The sequence below is a fragment of the Helicobacter sp. MIT 03-1616 genome (assembly GCF_000765685.2).
Lineage (GTDB): Bacteria > Campylobacterota > Campylobacteria > Campylobacterales > Helicobacteraceae > Helicobacter_C > Helicobacter_C typhlonius.
Genome location: NZ_JROY02000004.1, coordinates 118,162 through 136,616 on the forward strand (window position 1 = coordinate 118,162; position 18,455 = coordinate 136,616).

At 38.7% G+C, this 18,455-nt stretch carries 15 protein-coding genes; 12 read left to right on the top strand and 3 right to left on the bottom strand.

The window, feature by feature from the left end:
• The first annotated feature begins 55 nt into the window (after positions 1 to 55).
• The 9 genes from LS67_RS04135 to LS67_RS04175 all read left to right on the top strand — a co-directional run bounded on the left by LS67_RS04135 (position 56) and on the right by LS67_RS04175 (position 12,387).
• Positions 56 to 3,007, top strand: coding sequence for a RecB-like helicase (locus LS67_RS04135; RefSeq protein ID WP_236096341.1), 2,952 nt, complete (start codon positions 56 to 58; stop codon positions 3,005 to 3,007).
• A 266-nt stretch (positions 3,008 to 3,273) separates the two neighbouring features.
• Complete coding sequence (gene nhaA / locus LS67_RS04140) at positions 3,274 to 4,803, top strand: Na+/H+ antiporter NhaA (RefSeq protein ID WP_034325804.1); 1,530 nt, start codon at positions 3,274 to 3,276, stop codon at positions 4,801 to 4,803.
• Positions 4,804 to 4,823: 20 nt separating this feature from the next.
• Entirely contained in the window at positions 4,824 to 6,149 is a 1,326-nt protein-coding gene (gene nhaA, locus LS67_RS04145) for a sodium/proton antiporter NhaA (RefSeq protein WP_034325802.1), read from the top strand.
• 46 nt (positions 6,150 to 6,195) lie between these two features.
• Positions 6,196 to 6,495 carry a preprotein translocase subunit YajC gene (yajC, locus tag LS67_RS04150; RefSeq protein WP_034325801.1) on the top strand — a complete coding sequence of 100 codons (300 nt, stop codon included), beginning with the start codon at positions 6,196 to 6,198 and terminating at the stop codon, positions 6,493 to 6,495.
• A gap of 130 nt (positions 6,496 to 6,625) precedes the next feature.
• Entirely contained in the window at positions 6,626 to 8,317 is a 1,692-nt protein-coding gene (gene secD / locus LS67_RS04155) for a protein translocase subunit SecD (protein WP_407081056.1), read from the top strand.
• Positions 8,317 to 9,288: a protein translocase subunit SecF gene (secF, locus tag LS67_RS04160; RefSeq protein ID WP_034325798.1), complete on the top strand. Its 972-nt coding sequence runs from the start codon at positions 8,317 to 8,319 to the stop codon at positions 9,286 to 9,288. The genes secD and secF overlap by 1 nt, the downstream gene beginning before the upstream one ends.
• 10 nt (positions 9,289 to 9,298) lie before the next feature.
• Positions 9,299 to 9,637: a DUF6394 family protein gene (locus tag LS67_RS04165; protein ID WP_034325797.1), complete on the top strand. Its 339-nt coding sequence runs from the start codon at positions 9,299 to 9,301 to the stop codon at positions 9,635 to 9,637.
• A 17-nt stretch (positions 9,638 to 9,654) separates the two neighbouring features.
• Complete coding sequence (locus LS67_RS04170; protein WP_034325796.1) at positions 9,655 to 10,344, top strand: hypothetical protein; 690 nt, start codon at positions 9,655 to 9,657, stop codon at positions 10,342 to 10,344.
• 9 nt (positions 10,345 to 10,353) lie between these two features.
• Positions 10,354 to 12,387: a hypothetical protein gene (locus tag LS67_RS04175; protein WP_034325795.1), complete on the top strand. Its 2,034-nt coding sequence runs from the start codon at positions 10,354 to 10,356 to the stop codon at positions 12,385 to 12,387.
• Positions 12,388 to 12,676: 289 nt separating this feature from the next.
• Here the strand turns inward: LS67_RS04175 and LS67_RS04180 are convergent, their stop codons facing one another.
• The 3 genes from LS67_RS04180 to LS67_RS04190 form a co-directional block, all read right to left on the bottom strand.
• Complete coding sequence (locus LS67_RS04180; RefSeq protein WP_034325793.1) at positions 12,677 to 13,138, bottom strand: acyl-CoA thioesterase; 462 nt, start codon at positions 13,136 to 13,138, stop codon at positions 12,677 to 12,679.
• Positions 13,139 to 13,381: 243 nt separating this feature from the next.
• Positions 13,382 to 14,269: a YihY family inner membrane protein gene (locus LS67_RS04185; RefSeq protein ID WP_034343003.1), complete on the bottom strand. Its 888-nt coding sequence runs from the start codon at positions 14,267 to 14,269 to the stop codon at positions 13,382 to 13,384.
• Positions 14,270 to 14,277: 8 nt separating this feature from the next.
• A complete protein-coding gene (locus tag LS67_RS04190) occupies positions 14,278 to 15,129 on the bottom strand; it encodes a biotin synthase (RefSeq protein ID WP_034325792.1) in 852 nt (283 codons plus the stop codon).
• A gap of 114 nt (positions 15,130 to 15,243) precedes the next feature.
• On the opposite strand from LS67_RS04190, the gene xseA reads away from it, so the two are divergent.
• The 3 genes from xseA to LS67_RS04205 are packed head-to-tail and all read left to right on the top strand — an operon-like array spanning position 15,244 to position 18,455.
• Positions 15,244 to 16,548, top strand: coding sequence for an exodeoxyribonuclease VII large subunit (gene xseA / locus LS67_RS04195; RefSeq protein ID WP_034325791.1), 1,305 nt, complete (start codon positions 15,244 to 15,246; stop codon positions 16,546 to 16,548).
• 2 nt (positions 16,549 to 16,550) lie between these two features.
• Positions 16,551 to 17,726: an FAD-binding protein gene (locus LS67_RS04200; protein ID WP_052099816.1), complete on the top strand. Its 1,176-nt coding sequence runs from the start codon at positions 16,551 to 16,553 to the stop codon at positions 17,724 to 17,726.
• Between the two features lie 45 nt (positions 17,727 to 17,771).
• Positions 17,772 to 18,455: an outer membrane beta-barrel protein gene (locus tag LS67_RS04205; RefSeq protein ID WP_034325789.1), complete on the top strand. Its 684-nt coding sequence runs from the start codon at positions 17,772 to 17,774 to the stop codon at positions 18,453 to 18,455.

The window sequence follows — 18,455 nt, forward strand, 5'->3', positions numbered from 1 at the left end:
CACTGCTTTCTTTAAGATATAATTACCCCTCACAAAGCTTACAAAGGATAAGAGAGTGCAACATACACAAATAAAGCAAGACCAAACCAAACTCGCACAAGCACAATTTCTAGCCCTCAAGGCTTCAGCAGGGAGTGGCAAGACCTTTAACCTTGCTCTGCGCTTTATCTATCTACTTTTTTGCGGGGCAAATCCTCATCAGATTCTTACCCTTACTTTTACCAAGAAAGCTTCAAATGAAATGCGACACAGAATCTACGAGTATTTGCGCTCACTTAAACAATCAATTGCGGATAATACTTACCAAAATAACATTATCTATCAGGATTTATGCGAGAAAAGGGGGCTAAGTTATCAGTTTATTAGTCAAAATATCAATAAAATTTATGCGGAGTTTATGCAGACTAATCCGCGTATTACGACTATTGATGCGTTTTTTCATAATGTGCTTAAAAAATTTTGTTGGTATGTGGGTGTATCGGCGTATTTTGAGATTGGCAATGTGGATTTAGGGGCGATAAATGAACGCTTTTTAGGCTCTTTTAGCACGGAGGATATGGATAAAATTGTGCGATTTTGCTTTTTTAATCGCATAAAAATAATGGATTTTTTGAGATTTTTATCCTCACTTTGTGCCTTTCCAGCAAGGGATGTAAAACACGCGCTGGGGGAGGATTTAGAATCTATAAACTTAAGCTATGAGGACATTGATAGTGCAATCAAGGAGAGAATGAATCGCATTTATGAACATATAGATTCAATTATGAGCGAGACCAAACGCGCAAAAACATACTTTGCGCAAAAAATCACCGCGCAGAGTATCGCCCAAAGCTCGAGTTATCTTCTTAAATGGAGCACACATAATGAGCTAAAAAACTATAAACTAGATACTTTAGACCAAACGCGCAATGAGATTCTAAGCCTTATCAAAATTTATTATGTAAAGAAAGAACAAGAAGTATTGAGTTTGATTAAAAACTATATTGTGCGCTATGATAAGTCTAAACAGGCTCAAATTCGCTCCCAAAGCTTTTTGGATTATAATGATGTAACGCTTAAGAATTATGAACTTTTTATGCGTAATATTGATAGAGATTTTTTCTACTTTCGCCTTGATGATAAAATCACACATATTTTGCTTGATGAGTTTCAAGATACGAGTATTATGCAATTTCAGATTCTAAAGCCAATTATTGATGAAATAAAATCAGGTGATTCGCGCAAAAAAATTGATGAAAAAAGCCTTTTTGTCGTGGGCGATGAGAAGCAAAGTATTTATGGATTTCGTGGGAGCTTTTCTGCGGTATTTAAGGAGGCTACGAAAGGTTTAACACAAGAGAATCTCCCCTATAATTTCCGCTCAAAACCGCGCGTGATTGAATTTAATAATCGCTTGTTTAAAGAATGTTACAAGGATTATATACCGAGTAAAAGCCCCGATGAGAATGCACAGGGTGGATATGTGCGCGTTCTTAAAGCCGTGCAAGATTCTGAATCTTTAGGCGCACAAGTCTATACCGAGCTAGAAGCGTTAGTGCAAAATGGTGCAGATGAAAATCAAATTGCGATTTTAGTGTTTAAAAACAATGACGCTACATTGCTTAAAGACTATATAAACGAGCAAAATCCGCATATAAGTATCGTTACAGAGGCGAGTTCCTCGCTTTTTGCCAAAAAAGAGGTGGTATTAATCCTCAATGCTTTGAGATATATCAGTCTTCTAAAATTGCAAGCGGATTCTAAAAACTCTAATAAGGATTCTAAAAATACCAAAACGAGCGCAGATATGTGTGAGATAAGTAATGCTCTGCGATTATATGAAAAACAGATAGGCAAATTGTGGGGTAGGGCTTATATAGAATCTGCCGAGGTAGTAGCAAGGATTAGTGCTATAGATATTGCCTCATCTCCCGCTAATGTCGTCCTTTCTATGATTGAGACTTTTAACATCGCAAATAGCGTATCCCTACGCTTTTTGGAATTAGCAAGTGAATGTAAGAGTATTAATGAAGTGCTGGATTTAGAATCTAAAGCCCAATGCAATGCTCCTGCCCAAAGCAACAAGGGTGTAAAAATTATGACGATTCATAAGTCAAAAGGTTTGGAGTTTGAATATCTTATTGTGTGTGATAGAATCGGTGGCACTAAAGGTGATATGGATAAATTTATATACGAGTATGACAAGCTCAACATCTCTCGCGTATATTATAAAAGCAAGGCGCGTGAAAGCTTTGATGAAGAATATAACAAGGCATTGCAGGAGCATAAAAAGCGATACGAGCAAGAAAAATATAATGTGCTTTATGTGGCTTTTACCCGCGCACGATATGGTTTAAGCGTGATAAGAAAAGAAAAATCAAGCGAGTTTGAGATTTTGAATCTAAGCGAAGAGATAGACGCACTTCCTCGTTTTGAGGCTTCTTTTCAGCAGGATTTGCAGATGTCTAAACCCATTAATGTGCTTCAATCTATGCAACACTTTGGGCGACAAAATGACTTTATCAGGCAAGAGCGGCATAGTAGTGTTCTTGAATCTGCAAAATGGCACAATATCCATTTTGGAGAGGCTATCCACAGCGCGTTTGAGTTGTATTTTAGTTTTGGGCTAGATAGGGAGGATATTGGGCATATTTTGTTTAATCGCTATGGTTTTGGGCTAGATAGGGAGCATATCAAAGAGGTAATAAACATAGTTTTTGCGTGTATCAATAATCCTCGCTTTGCTGCACTTATGAAGAATAAGAAGATTCTGTGCGAAGTGGGATATATCGTGCAGTCCTGCCTGTATCGCATAGACGCGCTATTGCAAGATGAGAAAGAATGTTTCGTGCTTGATTACAAAAGTGGCACAAGGGAGCAAGAAGCGCAAGAAGCGCAGGTAAGAAACTATATGCGATTTTTAGATTCGTTTTATGGCGAGAGCAAAAAAATTCGCGGTTTTATTATTTATCCGCTAAAAAAGCAGGACGAGCAGATTCTTGAGGTAAGTTTGGGAGAGAAAGTCTAGTTTTTTAAAGATTTAAATATTTACACTTGTCATAAGTTTTGGATTTCTGTATCGCATAAAGATTTTTTTGATTTTGAAAAGGTAGATTCTAAAAACATACAATTTTTGTCTTGCTAGATGATTTATCTCACACAAATATGTCGCATAAAAGAGAGAATTAGCTTCTTAAATGCACTTACTTAATTGTAACATTTTGTCAGTATAATGCGCGATTTTAACCCGCTCACAAAAAAATCAAGTCTATGTTATAAAAAGGAGTTTTTAAGATGGCTATTGAAGCGGCAATCACACCGAGCCGACATTCCTATGTCAAAGATAAATTGCAAGAAGGCTTAAATCGCTTTATTACACACGAATCTTTTGGTGGAATCTTACTCGCCTTTTGTGTGATAGCGGCTATGCTTGTTGCAAACTCCTCTTATGCGGAGATATATTTTTCATTTTTTCATAGCGAACTCGGCGTGTTTTTTAGTGATTCCACGTTAAAGATGAGTTTGCAGGAGTTTATCAATGATGTGTTAATGTCGTTTTTCTTTTTATTAGTGGGCTTAGAAATGAAACGTGAAATGCTTTATGGAGAACTTGCAGGATTCAAAAAAGTGAGCTTCTCTTTCCTCGCGGCGTTTGGGGGGATTATTTGCCCTGTAATGATTTATCTATACTTTAATATGGGCACGGCGTATCAAAATGGCTTTGGTGTGGCAATGAGCACAGATACCGCCTTTGCACTGGGGCTGATTATGCTCCTTGGTGATAGAGTACCTAAGATTCTAAAGATTTTTCTCGTAACTCTCGCTGTGGCTGATGACTTGGGCGCGATTTCTGTAATTGCAATTTTTTATTCTGATTCTATCAATATGGAGTGGATTTATGCTTCGCTCGTGTTGATTGCGCTGCTTATCTACCTCAATTATCGTGATACAAAATACATCTCTTTGTATGTTTTGGTGGGTATTTTGCTGTGGATTTGTGTGTATCACAGCGGGATTCACGTAACCATAGCAGCAGTTATTCTCGCTATGGCTATCCCCGGGCGCACACGCGTGAATAAGCGATATTTTATCAATATGCTAAAAGAGTTTGATCATATGAAAGTCGTAACAAACGATTGGAATGATGTGATACACGCGAAAGATGTTGAAAAAACGAGCTTTTGGAAGGGTAGTATAAAAAATATCAAAAATTTTATGTCGAGTGCGCAAGATGTGGAAAAAAAGATTGATATGGCAAAGACTTCTCAACTCGTCCATATGCTCGATACCATAGGGACTTATTCACGCTACGCGCAGAATCCTCTTATACGTCTTGAAATAGCTTTGCAGCCATTATGTGCGTATTTTATTGTTCCGCTTTTTGCCTTTGCAAATGCTGGTGTGGCTATCAATGGTGGAGTTGATCTTAATAGCGTTATGCTTGGCACGACTTTGGGTTTAGTAGTAGGTAAGCCTATTGGTGTGCTTTTGTTTTGCTTTTTGGGCGAAAAACTGAATCTTGCTACGCGTCCTAAGGATTTGAATTACGCACATATATTCTCTGTGGGTGTGATTTCTGGGATTGGATTTACAATGTCTATTTTTGTGGCAAACTTAGCGTATAAAGATGATGTGATAAGTGTTGATATGTCTAAGATTTCTATTCTTATTGCGAGTTCTATTGCGGTCGTGCTTGGGCTTTTAGCAGTGTATTTGAGCACATCTAAGCAGAAAAAGCAGGCAGAAAATATTAGTGTACAAGACGAGCATCAAAAAGTGCAAGATGAAATTCAAAAGCTCAAGGATATGCAGAGCATTATCTAATTTTACAAAAAGGAGTAGAAATGAAAAATAGAGTAAACAAAGTCTCGTATGCCCTCAATAGCTTTATCCGCGCAGAATCTTTTAGTGGGATTTTTCTCTTTTTTTGTGCAGTGAGCGCAATGATAGTCGCAAACTCACCATTATCGCATATTTATAAGGAATTTTGGGAGCAACCCTTTGGCTTTAGCTTTGCTGGGGGATTCTATGGATTTAGCATACACGATTGGATTAATGATGTGTTGATGTCGATTTTTTTCCTTATGGTGGGGCTTGAGATTAAGCGCGAATTACTCTTTGGGGATTTGTCAGGCTTTCAAAAGGCGGCTTTTCCGGTTATTGGTGCTATTGGTGGTATGATTGTCCCGGGCGTGATTTATTATGCGCTCAATATGAATACTCCCTCATATCACGGCTTTGGAATCCCAATGGCAACGGATATTGCCTTTGCTCTGGGTGTGATTTTATTGCTTGGAAAAAGAGTGCCTTTGGCTCTAAAAGTATTTCTCGTAACTCTCGCTGTGGCTGATGACTTGGGCGCGATTGCTGTAATTGCAATTTTTTATCCATCGCCCGAAGGATTGCATTTATCGTTTTTGCTCGCTGGAGTAGGGATTGTTGGCATATTGGGTTTTATGAATTATTCTGGTGTGCGCCATTTGGGCGTATATATCGGTATAGGTATTTTGCTGTGGTTTTGCGTGCATCACGGGGGGATTCACGCGACTATCGCCGCTGTGATATTGGCATTTTGTATCCCGGTGAAGCCAAAGATTGAGAGCAAGGAATTTGTTGAGGTCGTGCAGCAGATGATAACAATTTTTGAGAGTAAAGATAAGGAGCGCAAAAATATTTTGCTTGATGCAGAGCAGATGAGTGCCATTAATAAGGCAGGACAGGACTTTAGTAAGGTGCAAAATCCGCTTCTGCGCCTAGAGCACGCCCTGCAACCTTTGTGTGCTTTCATCATTATGCCGCTTTTTGCCTTTGCAAATGCTGGCGTAGATGTGAGTGCGGAGGTAAATTTCAATATTGACAATATTATGCTTGGTATTATGCTTGGGCTTGTAGTAGGCAAACCTGTGGGAATCTTGGGACTCACATTTTTGTGTGAGAAATTCAAAATTGCTGCTCGTCCTGAAGGCGTAACTTGGAGTCATATATTTGGTGCGGGAATGTTGGCTGGTATTGGATTTACGATGTCGATGTTTGTATCAAATCTTGCCTTTGATAATGTGCATTCTGCTGATGTATCAAAGGTAGCGATTTTGCTTGCTTCAAGTATTGCAGGGATTCTTGGCTCGTTGTATTTGATTATTAATCATCAAATCAGCAAAGCTAAATCTTAACTATTCTAAGATAGAATCCGCGCTTATTTTAACATAAAGGATTACTATGCAAGGGCAAGGTGGAGCACAAGAAGTGATGATGTCATTACTTCCTATTGTATTTTTTATTGCGATTTTTTATCTACTTCTCATTCGTCCAGCGAATGTGAAGCGTAAAAAACATCAAGCGATGATTGATGCATTGCAAAAGGGCGATAAGATTATCACAACCGGTGGTCTTATTGTAGAAATTGTAAAGCCCGAAAAGACTTTTTTTAGTGTGCGTTTAAATGATGATACAATTGTGCGCCTTTCGCGAGAGTTTATTGCCTATAAACTCGATGAAAATGATCTCGCACAAGAATAAGTGATATTATCTTAAAATGGCAAAGCAACACATCAAACCCACCCCAACCAAAAGCCTCAATTATAGGCTATGGGTGCTCATTATCGCCAGTGTGCTTGGCATTGCTCTTAGTCTGCCTTCTTTTACCGATATGGGTGGGCGTAAAATCTCACTCGGGCTTGATTTGCAAGGTGGTTTGAATTTACTTTTGGGTGTAAAGACAGAGGAAGCGATAAGGGCGCGGCTTTCATCTCTTGCCTCACAAATTAGTTTTGATACTAAACGTGAGAAGATTCTTATCGATAATCTTAAAGCGACCGAGCACGACGTGAGTTTTGAGCTTTTCGATAGTGATGAAAAAAATAAACTCAATAAGATTCTATCAGGTATCAACGGACTACGCATAAGTGAGAGTAATGGCACATATACCCTTAGTTTCACACAAGAATATGAAGAGGAAGTTAAGGAAAATGCGCTAAAACAAGCCATTGACACAATACGAAATAGACTTGATGAATTTGGCTTAAGTGAACCGAGCGTTACGCAGCAAGGAGTAGATAATATCCTCGTGCAGTTGCCGGGCATTAAGACATTGCAAGAGGAGCAAAGAGCGCGAGACCTCATCGCAAAGCCTGCGCATTTGCAGATGATGGCAGTTGATGAGGAGCGTAATGCGCGCGTTAGCACAATGAGTGAGCTTGAGGCGCAAAAATATAATGATATTATTTTGCCTTTTGTGAGCTCAAGAGAATTACAAAGTCTTGAAAAAAACCTCTCTACATTGAAAGAAGATGTAAAAAATCTAAAGCCTGAATCTACGCAATATCAGCAGTTAGAGGATAAAATCACTTCACTTGAACAGGAAATCCGTGCGAAAAAGATGCAATCACAGCAGGTCATTTTACTTAAAGCCGTGCCTATTCTTGATGGCGAAATGCTTACAGATGCACGAGCCGCTTTTGACCAAAACAATCAGCCAATCGTGAGTTTTAGTCTTGACGCGAAAGGGGCAAAAATCTTTGGCGATTTTTCTAGCACAAATGTTGGTAAGCGTATGGCGATCGTGCTTGATGGCAAAGTGTATTCCGCGCCTGTGATAAGAGAAAGAATCGGCGGTGGGAGTGGGCAAATCAGTGGTGGATTTAGTGTAGAAGAGGCAAGCGATTTAGCCATCGCCCTAAAAAGCGGGGCATTACCCGCGCCTATGGAGGTGCTAGAAAAGCGCAGCGTGGGACCAAGTCTTGGAGAAGATTCCATAAAAGCCTCGCTTATCGCGCTAGTGAGCGGCTTTTTGCTTGTGATTATTTTTATGATAATGTATTATTCACTTGCTGGTGTGATTGCCATCATTGCACTTTTTGTCAATATTGTGCTTATCGTGGCGGTTATGGCATTTTTTGGCGCGACTTTGACTTTACCGGGTATGGCTGGAATTGTGCTCACCGTTGGTATGGCAGTTGATGCGAATATTATCATTAATGAGAGAATCCGTGAGGCTCTGCGAGAGGGATTAAGTATAGCAAAATCCATAGAGGTGGGCTATGCAAATGCTTCAAGGGCAATTTTTGATTCTAATCTTACCACACTCATTGCTGCAGTTTTGCTTTATGCTTTTGGTTCTGGTGCAATTAGGGGCTTTGCCATTACTATGGGAATTGGTATTAGTGCCTCAATATTAACGGCGATTATTGGTACACACGGCATTTATCAGGTGATTGTTTCGCGTATAAGTAAGAGTGGAAATATTTCTTTGTGGTTTGGTATAAAATTAGAATCTCCCCAAAATACAGCATTGCAAGATTCACAGCCAAAACAAGCGAAAGCGCTAAAGGGGGCAAGGTAATGGAGATTCTAAAAAAAGTTAGAGTGTATGACTTTGTGAAGTATAGCTCCTATGGATTAGCAATATCTATAGTGCTTATCATCGCTTCATTCGCACTTTTAGCAGTGAAAGGATTTAATCTAGGGATTGACTTTGCTGGGGGGTCTGTGGTGCAGCTACAATACAAGGAAGCCGCACCATTAGCGCAGATTCGCGCACTTTTAGCACAAGATGAGAGATTTAAAAACACACAGGTAAGCGAGTTTGGCTCAAAAGAAGAAGTGCTTTTGAAGATTCCATATATTCCCACAAATGTTGATGAGGATATAGCGCAAGATATTCTTAAACTTTTAGAATCTAGTGGCAGCTTTGAGCTGCGTAGAATGGATTCGGTAGGTCCAAAAGTGGGTGATGAGTTGAAGCAAAATGGTATTATTGCGCTTATATTTGCCCTTAGCGCGATGATGATTTATATTTCGTTTCGCTATGAATGGCGCTTTTCTCTCGCTGGAGTTTTAGCACTTATGCACGATGTGATTATCGTTTCTGGTGCAGTAATACTTGCCGGAATAGATTTTAATCTTGATGTTTTAGCCGCGCTCCTTACGATTATTGGCTATTCTATCAATGATACGATTATTATTTTTGATAGAATTAGAGAACAGATGATGAGTAGGCGACAAAAAGATATGCGATATGTGATAAATGAAGCGGTTTCTTGCACGCTTTCACGCACAATTCTCACTTCGCTCACGGTGTTTTTTGTGGTGCTTACACTTTATCTTTTTGGTGGGGAGATTATTATAGGATTCTCGTTTCCTATGCTTGTTGGCGTGATTGCTGCGACTTGTAGTTCAATGTTTGTAGCACCTCGTCTCGCCTTGCTCTTTGGCTTTAGCCTTGATGAATATTACAAAAAAGAGAGCAAGAAACTCAAAAGGCAAGAGGAAAAGAAACGTTTGCGTGCAATGTATGAGCAAGGAACATTATAAGGAGTAGGCAATGGATTGGGGTAGAGTATTATTTGTATTTTTTAGTTTGATGAGTTTGACTTTCACATTGGGGTTTTTGTTTGAAAGCAATATTATTATACTTTTTATTGCTACTGCGATTAATTTTATCGCCACGACTTTGCGCATAGGCGTGAAAAGCTCCCTTGCACCTGAACTTCTCGCAAGTTCCCTCGTAGCTGATTTTCATTTGATACCGGCTTTTATATTTTTGCAAATTTTTGGCGAGATTGAGATTGCCACTTCACTTGTGATAGGTGCTGTGGTTGCGAATTTATTTTCTGTGATTTTGCTTTGTATCGGTGGGGCAAAAAGCAAGGAGAATGATTAGATCTTCAAGGCATTAGTATGAGGCATAGCGTAAGTATTTATTCTATTCTTGGCTTTATGTCTATGTGCTTTTTTGCCGCTTGTGCGAGTTATAAGCTAGAAGTAGCTAATGTGTCGCTGTATAACGAGGGTGTGCAGATTGTGGATTCTGTAAAATCACAAAGCAAGGTGCGCCTTGAGGTAGGGCAGCAGATTGTCGGCGGGGTAAATACTGCTCCATTGGCACTTTTTGTTTCAGCCCTTAATCTCTCTAGTCGCAATGTGATGTTTGATAGGGAGAGTGTGTCGCTTTATCAAAATGATAAGCTTGTCGCGACATTAAGCGATAAAGAGGTTAAAAGTGCTAATTTTGATTTTGGCTACATTATAGAATCTTATCATCTTTTTGTGCCTCCCGTTCCTGTACAAAGCCAACCTATGGGGATACCGCTCATTTATCGGGGATATTTTACTGGATTCTATATTTATGATGAAATGATTTTTTCCGCGCGTGAGCGAATGCGCCGACAAATTGAGCTTGATGCCCAGCAGTTAAAAAGGTCAATCATTGTTTCAAGTATGCTACAAAAGAATACACTCGAGCCAAAAAGTCCGCCAAAGGGTGGATTTATACTCTATGCGCCCTCTACTCTAAAGACAGGGGAGCTAAAGCTTTTTGTGCGCGTGGGCGAGGAAGTGCATACTTTTATCCTAGAGCTTAAAAAATAAGGGGGAGAGATGAAAAAAGTTTATGTGTATATGATGATATTGCTTGTGAGTGTGGGATTCGTGGCGTGTAGTGATAAGGTGGAGGAGCAGCCGAGTGAGCATCACATTCAAGCACCGCTGACATTTGATAAAGATGAGGATATTCATAGTTTGATGAGTAAGATTCTAAGTTTCTACGCACCAAAGAGGGAGAGTTTAGAATCTCTCTTGCCACCGAGTGAGCAAAAACACAAGTTTATGCCTGTGGAGCAAAAAAAGGACGAAATTACCAATTTGCTTTGGAGTGCTTATGAGCAAAACGAAGCAAATAAGTTTGAAGTGCCTATGCTCGAAAAAGCATTGATTTTAATGCAGGAGTGGAATCTGCTATACGCCTCTGCAAAGCCCTATATGCAAATACCCCTACTTGAACAATATGATACGCAAATTTCTCTTTCCCTTGCGCTTTTACTTTTGAATAATGAAAAGGGTGATAGCGTGCAACTAAGCGAATTGCTGGATTGGCAGTATCAAAGTGCGAAACAGAGCGGTGAGCTCAATAAGATTATAGAATCCCAAATTCAAGTGCGTCTTTTAGCTATTCACGGCTTACATCATCTTAATTTTGTAAATCAGAGTATGTCGCATTTGGCGAGTCATAGGGTGCGTTTGGGACTTGAGCAGGAGCTGGACGATTATAAGGATTTTTTGCCAATTGAGCATTATGAAGTGTATCAAAAAGCCCTTACATTATTGAAAGCAGAGATTCTCACGCATCAAGCACCAATTGATAAAATCTTTATGAAACTCGTGCAGTATCATCAGCGATTTGATACATCTCTAGCCGATAGTGATGATGTGCATTTGCACCTTGAGCGTATATCAAACGCGTATGAACTACTCAAAGCGCACAATATCCGCTCCACAGAGGCACAAGATATTATACTCGTGGCGCAAAATCCACTCAAAAATATGTATAACGACACGCTTATGGCGAATTATCTCTATGGACTTGACTATCTTACTTTGGCATTTTTAGGCAGTAACACACAGGAGAATCTGCCTTTAGCACTTCAGTATCTCCAGCAAGATTTTCAGTATTTTCAAATCACCGAGCACCGCTTTGACGCATCTTTGTATCAAAACTACTTAGCTTCTATCGTGCTTGGGGCTTATATTTTGTCTTCTTTGTATGAGAATGAAGCATATTTTAATGAGCTCTTACGCACCGCTAAGAGTGAGTTGGCATATTATCGAGATGTGATGAGCCACGATGATATTGAGACTTATGAGGACGCGATTTTTATCTTAGACCAAGTGGATAGGAGCAAGTTTTTGCAGATTAGCATTGAGGATTCTAAGCCAAAAGATGAGATAGGGTATGCTAAAGTCCCGCTTATCCTTTCCCCGCAAGAGATAGCACAGCTTAATGCCATAGCACAAAAAGAGCAGGTGGGCAAAAAGGAGGGAAAGGCGGTAATGCTTACACCACTTGAAGTGAAATTTATGCTTTCTCTTACTTATCAAGCTTACAAGGCGCAGGGCTTTCGCGGGGTGGCACCGGAGATGTTTAAGATTCGCTTGGGCGAAGTCTTTGACATAGAGACTTTTAACAAAAGTCCGCTTGTGAGACATTTGATTGATTTTGATGTATTTATGCTTTTAGGCGTGGCAGATAGGCAATGCTATGTGCAAAACGAGCATATCAATACTATTTTAGGTGAGCTTGAACGCAAGCAAGATATTTATGGCTACAATGTGTTTTTTGATAAGGAAAATGGCTTTATAACGGACAAGATTTTGCCTTCGCAGGTCATAGAGCGCACCACTGATGGTAATGTGTATTATCGCTTGCTTATGGCGGATTTATATCTCAATAGTTTCATTTTTCACAATGATGAAAGCGCGTTTGTGAAATTTAGAGATTCTGTGTATTTGGGAGAGCTTTTGCCTACACTTCTTGCATTTTTTCCATATATCAAGGAATATTTAGAAAATCGTATATCGCCAAAGGATACAGATGAGATTCTAAGCAGACTTAAGCCAAAATCTTGTGATAATTAGTAATAGCAACCCTACCTTTGTAGGAGTTTTAGCGGGTGGCATATAGGGGTGTGAGGTGTAGGGATTCTAATTGCGAAATAAAAATATTTGAAAAAGCTTTTACACGGCAAGATTCTAAAACTATTATTTAGAATCTTGCAAATTCTTGTTTTATAACTCTTAAGTCTTAAAAATTTCACTTTATCAAAGCTTGGGGATTGTATTTTTTTAAGGTTACGTGCAGGTTTTAGTGAGATTCTAAGCAGTCATATATTTTTAGAATCTCGCCAAGATTATTAGGATTTTGGTTTTACGCTTTCATTTTTAAACGCAACTCTTTGCGCTTTCTCGCGTCTTCAAAACGTTTTTTTTCATCTTCTGTTTGTGGATTAAGTGGTGGAATTTGCACCTTTTTTCCGCTAGGATCTATTGCTACCATAGTGAAGTAGCAGCTATTGCAGTGAGACACAAAGCGATTTTTAATATCCTCACTAATCACTTTAATACCCACCTCGCAGCTACTACTTCCCACATAATTTACAGAGGCAAGAAAAATGACGAGTGAGCCAATGGGAATTGGATTCTTAAATATCATACCATCAACACCTATGGTTACCACACCACAGCCACAATAGCGCGTAGCACACGCATATGCTACTTGGTCGAGTAGCTTCATTAGCTCTCCGCCGTGCATCACGCCGCTAAAGTTTGCCATACTCGGTGAGGCGAGCACACTCATTGTCAAACATTTGGGGTCAAAAATATCTTCCATAATCTCCTCCTTTAAGATTCTAAAAGTTTCAAATTGCACGAGATTTATACAGAATCTATGCACCTTTACACACTAAAAGACAAGTTTTACTTTAAATTTCTCGAGGCGCAATTATACAATGATAAAGTTATTACTTACTTAATTAAAGCAAACTTTGCAGATTTTAGAATCTGCACTTTGCCAAAAGCAAAATGAGACAAAAGATTCTAAGATTCTAAAACAACTTTAGAATCTAGGCTGTTATTACACCTCTGTGGTGCTTATACCATATTTTTCCTCGAGTGTTTTTCCAAAATTTGTGCCAAATCCTTCACAAAAGCGCATTCCATAGAGTATAATAAACCACGAAACATAAATCCATAGCATAAGAAAAAGAAAAATGGAGATAGAGCCATATACGCTTTTATAAGTTTGATTATAAAATACATAATACACAAAGCCCCATTTTGTGAGAAGCCATATAATTGTAGTAAGTATACTCGCGCTAAGGAGTGATAAGAGCTTTAAGGGCTTGTTTGCAGAGAGTTTAAAGAGTAGAAAAAATATAGCCCAAGTGAGGATATAGGGTATCAAGTCAAATACAAGATTGAGATTTGCTGTGCCTTTAAGTGTTTTTTGCACTTCACCACTAAAATAAATTGAAAAGGCAAGTGCTACGGGAAAGAGTGTAATCATTGTCCAATACATTAGGAGAGAATCAAAAAATTTACGAGGTGTTGAGTTAAACATTTTTGCCGCGATGTATTCATAGTTGCGAAAAAACATCACAGAAGCTATAAGCGCATAACCAAGCCCCATCATACCAAGTGAAGAGCTATTTTGCATAAAAGTGTCAAGGTATTGTGAGATAACTTCTGTATGTGTGGGTAAGATATTCGAAAGGATAAAGTCGCGAATCCGTGCAATTTGAGATTGAAAATTAGGCAAGTTAAGAAAGATAGAAAATATAATAAGCAAAAGTGGCACGATAGCAAAAATCGTGTAAAAGCTAAGTGAAGCCGCATAAAAGCTTAGCTCCTTATCAGCTACAAAATCCAAAATGCTTTTTATTTTATTCCATAGGATAAAAAATGTTGCGCGAACTTTGATGAAAAAGATTTTAAAAAATTGCTCTTTACTTTGGGAATCCATAGTAATCCCTAATGGCAGTTTGTTGCAGGCACATAGCCATAAGATTCTATCATTGCGACATCATCTTTTGGTGCTTTGCCATCTGTTGTAAGATAATCACCTAGCACCACGCCATTAATACCTGCTTCAAAGAGAGGCTTTTGATTATCACCAAAGACAGCCTCTCTCCCTCCTGCAATCATCAAGCGCGTATTTGGGAGATATTCGCGCGCAAGGGTTACACACTCTAGTGCTTCTTCTTGTGTAAGCGTTTGCATAGGCAAAGGTAAAGATTCATTAGCGATATAAAAATTAAGAGGAGATGTATGAGGGGAGAGGATCTGTAAATGTTTAAGCAGTTCTATTCTATCTCCCCAACTTTCACCTAAGCCGAAAATGCCTCCAGATAATAATCCTAACTCTGCTTTAAGAGTGTTTTCACAAGTTTCAAACCGCTCTTTCCAAGTGTGTGTGGTGCAGATATGCGGAAAAAACTCTTTAGATGTCTCTAAATTGTGATTATAGCTATCTACACCACTGGCTTTAAGATATTTAAGAGAATCTACATCAGCACTTCCACAACACGCGATAATATGCAAACCTAGATTCTCATTTTTAATCGCAGTGGCGGCTTTGGCAATGTATTCACATTTATCGTTTTCTAAACTGCGTCCTGCTGTTACAAGGCAAAATCCTAATGCACCATATTCTTTTAATGTCCGCGCTTCTTGCACAATTTTATCAATACTTTTGTTTTTGTATCTTTGAATCTGTGTGCCATAATGTGCGCTTTGAGTGCAGTATTTGCAGTCTTCTGGGCAATCTCCGGAGCTAACATTACAAATAGAGCAGAGGAATATTTCATTATTAATCTTTTGCATAAACTTACCTTATTGTGTTGAAATAAATTGTGCTATTGTAGCAAAAAGTCTTTAAAAGTTCTAATATGATAAAATCCCCATCTTTATATCATTTTTTAAATCTTAAGGGGAAAAATGAGGGCTTTAGCAGTAAGTGAGCTTAATGTACAGATTAAGAGTATTTTAGAATCTACCTTTATGGATATTTGTGTGCAGGGTGAAATAAGTAGTGTCAAAATTCATACAAGTGGGCATATTTATCTCACGCTTAAAGATGAAGATTCAAGCGTGCGTTGCGTGATGTTTAAAGGCAATGCACGCACTCTAAAAATAAAGCTTGAAGTAGGACAAAGTGTGCTTATAATGGGCTCACTTAGTGTCTATGTGTCCAAAGGAGAATATCAAATTTTATGTAAGAGCATTACATTTGCAGGATTGGGTGAGCTATCTAGGGCATATGAAGCATTGAAAAATAAGCTTAGCGCAAAGGGTTATTTTGAATCTACTCATAAAAAACCTCTGCCGCGTTTCCCTAAACGCATTGCCTTGCTTACTTCTGCCACAGGTGCAGCAAAAGAAGATATGTTAAAGGTTGCAAGAAAACGATGGGAGAATATCCATATCACGCTTTTTAATACGCTTGTGCAAGGTGAAGGAGCAAAAGATTCTATAGTAGAGAATCTAAAACGAGCTGATAGTTTTTTTGGCACATCTGAAAGCTTTGATGTTATTGTCTTAGGGAGAGGTGGAGGAAGTATGGAGGATATGTGGGCATTTAATGAAGAATGCGTAGCAGATGCCATTTATTCTGCACGCACACCTATTATTTCTGCTGTAGGACACGAGGTTGATGTATTTATAAGTGATTTTGTCGCTGATGTGCGAGCTCCTACGCCTTCAGCAGCTATGGAGATACTTTTGCCAGATAAAAATGAGTATTTGCGCACGATAGATGAGATGATGAACGCACTTATTTTTGCGCTTAAAACTCATATCACACATAAAGAAAAGATGTTGCAACAAATGCTTGAGTATTTTTATCATTATAATTTTCAAGTCCAATATAATGCAAAAAAAGAGCAGATTTATAATCTTAGAATGATGATAAAGCAGCATACCTTGCGAATCTTGGAGGATAAGGCTTTGCAATGTGAGAATCTACGCGCTCTTCTTACGCATTCTTTGCATTCTCAAATCCGCACCGCACAGAGTAAATATGAGCGTCTTTATGAAGCATTAAATGCGCTTAATCCTCGCAAATTATGCGAGCATAGTTACGCACAAGTGAGCAAGGATAATATGCTTATTACTCTTGCAGATTTAAATAAGGGCGATGAGTTTTATCTTACAGATTTGCAGTGTAGCATTAAGGCTTTGTGTGTGGAGAATGAAATCAAAAGTGAAGTAGATTCTGTATTTGTAAGAGGATTTAAGGAGTAAGAGTGGAAAAAAGTAAAGATTTGGGCGTGTATGATGTGGCGATTATTGGTTTAGGCGTAGCAGGAAGCAATTTAGCAGCAAATCTTAAACCTCATCTTAAAGTTATTGCTATTGACAAGAAAGATAAAGAGGGCGATTGCTTTGATGATAATTTTCATAAACCTTGTGGTGGGTTGCTCTCCGAGGGGGGGCAAAAGGCTTTGGCAAAGCAGGGATTAAATCTCCCTAATGAAGTTTTGGTTAATCCGCAAATTTTTGCTATTAATACTATTGATTTTGGCTTTAAATATGCCTCATACATACAAAAAGGTTATGTGAATATGGAGCGGCATAAGTTTGATTTATGGCTCAAGGGACTTATTCCCTCGCATATCCATAGCTTTCACCGAGCATATTTCAAGTCTATACAAAAAGAGGGAGCATTCTATCAAGTGCATTTTAAGCAAGAGCAAGATAGCTTAGAATCTAGCACACAATCTTATACTTGTAAAGCGCGTATCGTGGTAGGTGCAGATGGGGCAAAAAGTCATATCCGCCGATTTCTCTATCCACATCTAAAGACGCAAAGCCTCGTATGTATTCAGCAGTGGTATAAAGAGCATAATAAACCTATGCTTTCGTGTATTTTTGACAAAACACTCACGCCAAGTTACAGCTGGAGTATGTCAAAAGATGGTTATTTTATTTTTGGAGGGGCATATCCTCACGCACATTGTAAGGCTGCGTTTAATACACAAAAAGTGCGTTTAGAGGGATTAGGATTTATATTTACAGAGGTGCTAAAGCAAGAGGCGTGTTTGGTATTACAACCCCAAAGGTGGCGCGATTTTGTGCGTGGGAGAAATGGCGTATTTTTGATAGGGGAGGCAGCGGGATTTATTAATGCAAGCACATTAGAGGGTATTAGTGGGGCATTGCATAGCTCAAGGATTCTAAGTGAGGTGCTTAATAGCATAGTATCTTACAATCAAGGAGAAAGTGGCGTGAAGTTAGATTCTAAAACTTTAGAGAATCTGCATAGTGTCTATACAAAACGCACACGATTACTCGTGCTAAAAACGCTTTTTAGGCATTATGTGCGCTATCCTTTTATGTTTATCACAATTTTAAGGCGCATAATACTCTTTTGCGGTATTTTGCGCGTCCGTTCGGGAATGATACGAAATAAAATTATTTAAAAAAAGATTCGATACAATGCTTAGCTAGATTTTGGGAGTATTGCAATGAAAAAACATATTTTTGCATTTGTAGTTGTAGCTGTGGCAAATCTGCTTAATGCCGGAGAAAGCGGGGTATTTATAGGTGGCAGCTTAAGTCTTAACAACACTTCTTATAGTGGCGTGTATAGCACATTAGAAAACAATATTACTACTGATTATCCGCATAGCAACTACTCTCACAACGCTTTTGGTGCGTCTGCACGAATAGGTTATCAAAAATTTAGCTCTGATGCGCGATTTGGTGGGAGATTCTATGTGGAATACGATAATAATGGCTATGCGACATACAGAGATGAAAATGGTGCAAAGCGCAAAATGGATGCTTATAGCCTTGCTCTTAATGCTGATGTGTTATTTGATATTAAGCAATTTCAAAGTGCTGTGTTTGGGATATTTGCCGGTGGTGGCTTGGTACTTAGCACACACAAATTTCCAAAATCAAGATATAGCATTTATAAAGACTCAGATAATAGCCCTGCTACATTAGAAGGCTATGGTCTTAGCGCACAAGCAGGGCTTTCGCTTACATTTTTGCAAAAGCATAGGGTGGAACTTGAGGTTAAATATGCTAATTTTGTAAGTAGCTATGATTCAGATTTTATTCACTTAGGCACAAAAGCAGAATCTTTAAAGCTAGAAGCGCAAGGATTCTTAAACTATCGCCTTAATTACATTTATGTCTTTTAA